This is a genomic window from Rhodohalobacter halophilus, assembly GCF_001715195.1.
GTDB classification, from domain to species: Bacteria; Bacteroidota; Rhodothermia; order Balneolales; family Balneolaceae; genus Rhodohalobacter; species Rhodohalobacter halophilus.
Genome location: NZ_MDWE01000080.1, coordinates 1 through 2,841, shown reverse-complemented (window position 1 = coordinate 2,841; position 2,841 = coordinate 1). Strand labels below are relative to the sequence as shown.

At 47.8% G+C, this 2,841-nt stretch carries 3 protein-coding genes; all 3 read right to left on the bottom strand.

The features are described from left to right. Positions 1 to 192: 192 nt before the first annotated feature. The 3 genes from BG260_RS13765 to BG260_RS14635 all read right to left on the bottom strand — a co-directional run bounded on the left by BG260_RS13765 (position 193) and on the right by BG260_RS14635 (position 2,497). Complete coding sequence (locus BG260_RS13765) at positions 193 to 1,425, bottom strand: Wzz/FepE/Etk N-terminal domain-containing protein (RefSeq protein ID WP_069133534.1); 1,233 nt, start codon at positions 1,423 to 1,425, stop codon at positions 193 to 195. A gap of 627 nt (positions 1,426 to 2,052) precedes the next feature. Continuing rightward, positions 2,053 to 2,247 carry a DUF2283 domain-containing protein gene (locus BG260_RS13760; protein ID WP_069133533.1) on the bottom strand — a complete coding sequence of 65 codons (195 nt, stop codon included), beginning with the start codon at positions 2,245 to 2,247 and terminating at the stop codon, positions 2,053 to 2,055. Further along, positions 2,237 to 2,497, bottom strand: a complete 261-nt coding sequence (locus tag BG260_RS14635; protein ID WP_069133532.1) for a DUF4258 domain-containing protein — start codon at positions 2,495 to 2,497, stop codon at positions 2,237 to 2,239. The genes BG260_RS13760 and BG260_RS14635 overlap by 11 nt, the downstream gene beginning before the upstream one ends. Positions 2,498 to 2,841: the final 344 nt, after the last annotated feature.

Below are 2,841 nucleotides of genomic sequence, written 5' to 3'. Positions count from 1 at the left end.
TTGATTTTTTACGTCTCTTTTGTAGCCTGTCCGCCCCCCGGCGGATCAAGACAAAAGAGACAGGGAATACCGTTTGAAATGAGATCTATGCAATACCATACCCTGTCATTTCGAACAATCCGCCGTCTGGCGGTGAGCTGAGAAATCTCTCCCCCTCTATTTGAACGCAGAGAATAGAGAGAGAGGGTGAGTTTAACCCTCCATCAAATTCTCCCTAAACGTCCCGATCAGCGGCGCAATCAATACCCATCCAACCGATAGTATTCCACCCAACAGGGTAAAGACAATGACCATCAATCCACGTTTGGGCTCACTCCGTTCGGTGGGCACATTGGCCGGCTGCACTTCGCTGAAGATCGGAGTCTGCTCCTGAAGGTTGAGCCGTGCCTCCTCTACGCGTTGTGCCAGCGACTGATAGACATTCAGCGCCAGGTTCTTCTCATCCTGCAAGCGCTCCAGCTCCGTCTGGGCACGCGCTGAGGAGAGTGCCACATTGCGGTCCTGAAATTCGGCCAGTGCCTGCTGTGCCTCCCGAAATCGCTCCTCAGCCTCCTGCTTTTGATTCTCCGAAAACTCCAGATTCTGCCGCGCCTTCTCCACACGGTAATCGGTTACATATCTCTTTAAAAGATCAATCAGGTGACGATTCATCTCCGCCGCAGCCCGGGCATCCTGCAGTTTTACTTTTGTGGTGAGCAGGCCGGTCTCCTGATCCTGGGACACAGATATCCGCTCCCTCATCTGTTTCACCAGTTCAAACTCCTCCCGGCTCAGTGAGATAAACTCCTGCTCCAGTACATCTTCCCGAACAAGCTGCTCTCCCTCCTCTTCTGTGGTGAACAGCTCACGAATTCCTCCAAGAACTGTAAAGGGCAAACCAACTGTGTACTTCTTAATGTAAGCCGTAATCGGTTTTGAGTAGTGGTTCTCCAGAAAATCGGGCCACGTGGTGGTCACACCATACTCCCGGAATTCAATCTCAGTACTCATCAGCTCAAGCTGAAAAGAGAGCGAGTTGACAATCTGCGGATAGACCATCGGCGGGATGGTTCCTGCCGGCATCGAGCCCCCCGCCGAAATTCCAGACGCTCCTCCAAACCGCTGTAACAGCTGAGAGGCACCCCCTGCTCCCTGTTCGGCCTGAACTTCAGGCATCAAAACGGCATCACTCTCAAACTCTTCGGCACTGAAGAGAGCCCAGAACACACCCAGTACAATAAATACCCCTGTGATTTTTACAATCGTCCAGCGGCCTGCCCAGATCTTCTTGGCCAGCTCCATCAGGTCGATCTCATCCTCATCCTCCGGAAAACCGTAGCCCGGCCCCTGGATATACTCTACCGGCACATAGCGGATCTCATTCTTCTTCTCATTGGGAGTTGAAGGCTCATTCCCCTCGTTTTCCGGTCGGTTTGGATCGCTCATTATCGAAATATTCTTCTCTTTACCTTACAGTTAAAACACACACTTTGATAAGCGCAAAAGGTAGGGTTTTTTGCTCAAAATTCAGAACAGAAAATGATCACAGGTGAGTTCTCCTCGTCAGACGGATGATACAGAGACCCGACAGGTTTTGGAAACCTGTCGGGTCTGGGGCTCCAACAAAACAGGGTATTTCTATGCGGTGAGCTGTACAAAGCTCTCGTCAGACGGCTCGAGTCCGTCAGACGAATTTTATTGACCTTTTTTTCCGTGTTATAACAAACTGATCACTGATCACTGATTACTGATTACTGTTGCCACTGCTCACTGTAAAAACCGCCTCAATCATTTAAAGCACTCCATACCACCCCCTCTATTCGGCGGGGAATATGTGGTCTGCACTCTAACCCCGGGTTCCGCTTAGCTACACCGCGGGGCTACCCACATTCTGCCCCACCAGGGCAGGATACCCATAATTAAACATGCGGCACCATAATACAATACATCGCCTTCATGATACCGAACGTTGTCATCTCGACCGATCTGGCGGAGAGCGGAGAGATCTCACCAATCCCTCGTCAGGCGGCTCCGGCCCGCCCGACGAATTTTACTGCCAAAATCTAAAGAGTTCTACGCAACTTCGTAAACAATACTGGATGGATTAACGGTTTTCTTGGACGCGTCCAGTATCTCAATGCCTACAATATTCCCCTCAATGTCGTAATCAATGATTACACCCGGTTTATCCTCATCACTCTGAAAAACCTCCTTGTCTGAGAATTTCAAATAGATGATATCAGTTTCTTTGTCGAATTTAATGTTCATACTTCTCAATTTTTGACGTTCGGTATGCTGTGATAACCAATTTTGGCTTTTTGCAAACATTCATGAAAACTCTGTATAAAAATAACGATTGATCCGCCATGATCTTTTTCTGATAAATATGTTTACACGAATCTTCGGATAAGATCCTGTCCGGGTTCTCTATGACTAATCGAACCTGATCAACCGTAATTTTCCTGGATCTAATCCGATCTGCAGCATGTGATGATAATATCCATTCTTGTTGCGTCATTACAAAAATGTAAATGAATTATTTAAATATCAGAAATAATCGCTCTACAGATAAATTTATTTTAGAAAAAGCATTGTCCATTCAAACAGTTTAAACCATGTGTAAGGAAGGGAAAGGGCTCTCGTCTGACGGCTGGAGCACATCAGGCGAGTCATGGATAGGCAAGAGACCCGACAGGTTTCCAAAACCCGTCGGGTCCGGCCTCCAACAAAACATGGTATTTCTATGCGGTGAGTCGTACAAAACCCTCGTCCGACGGCTCCAGCCCGTCAAACGAATTTTATTGACCTTTTTTTCCGTGTTATAACAAACTGATCACTGATTACTGATTACTCACTGTAAAA

Excerpts from the sequence above, each read along its gene's own strand:
- BG260_RS13765 (WP_069133534.1), bottom strand. The coding sequence starts at position 1,425 with ATGAGCGATCCAAACCGACCGGAAAACGAGGGGAATGAGCCTTCAACT.
- BG260_RS13760 (WP_069133533.1), bottom strand. The coding sequence starts at position 2,247 with ATGAACATTAAATTCGACAAAGAAACTGATATCATCTATTTGAAATTC.
- BG260_RS14635 (WP_069133532.1), bottom strand. The coding sequence starts at position 2,497 with ATGACGCAACAAGAATGGATATTATCATCACATGCTGCAGATCGGATT.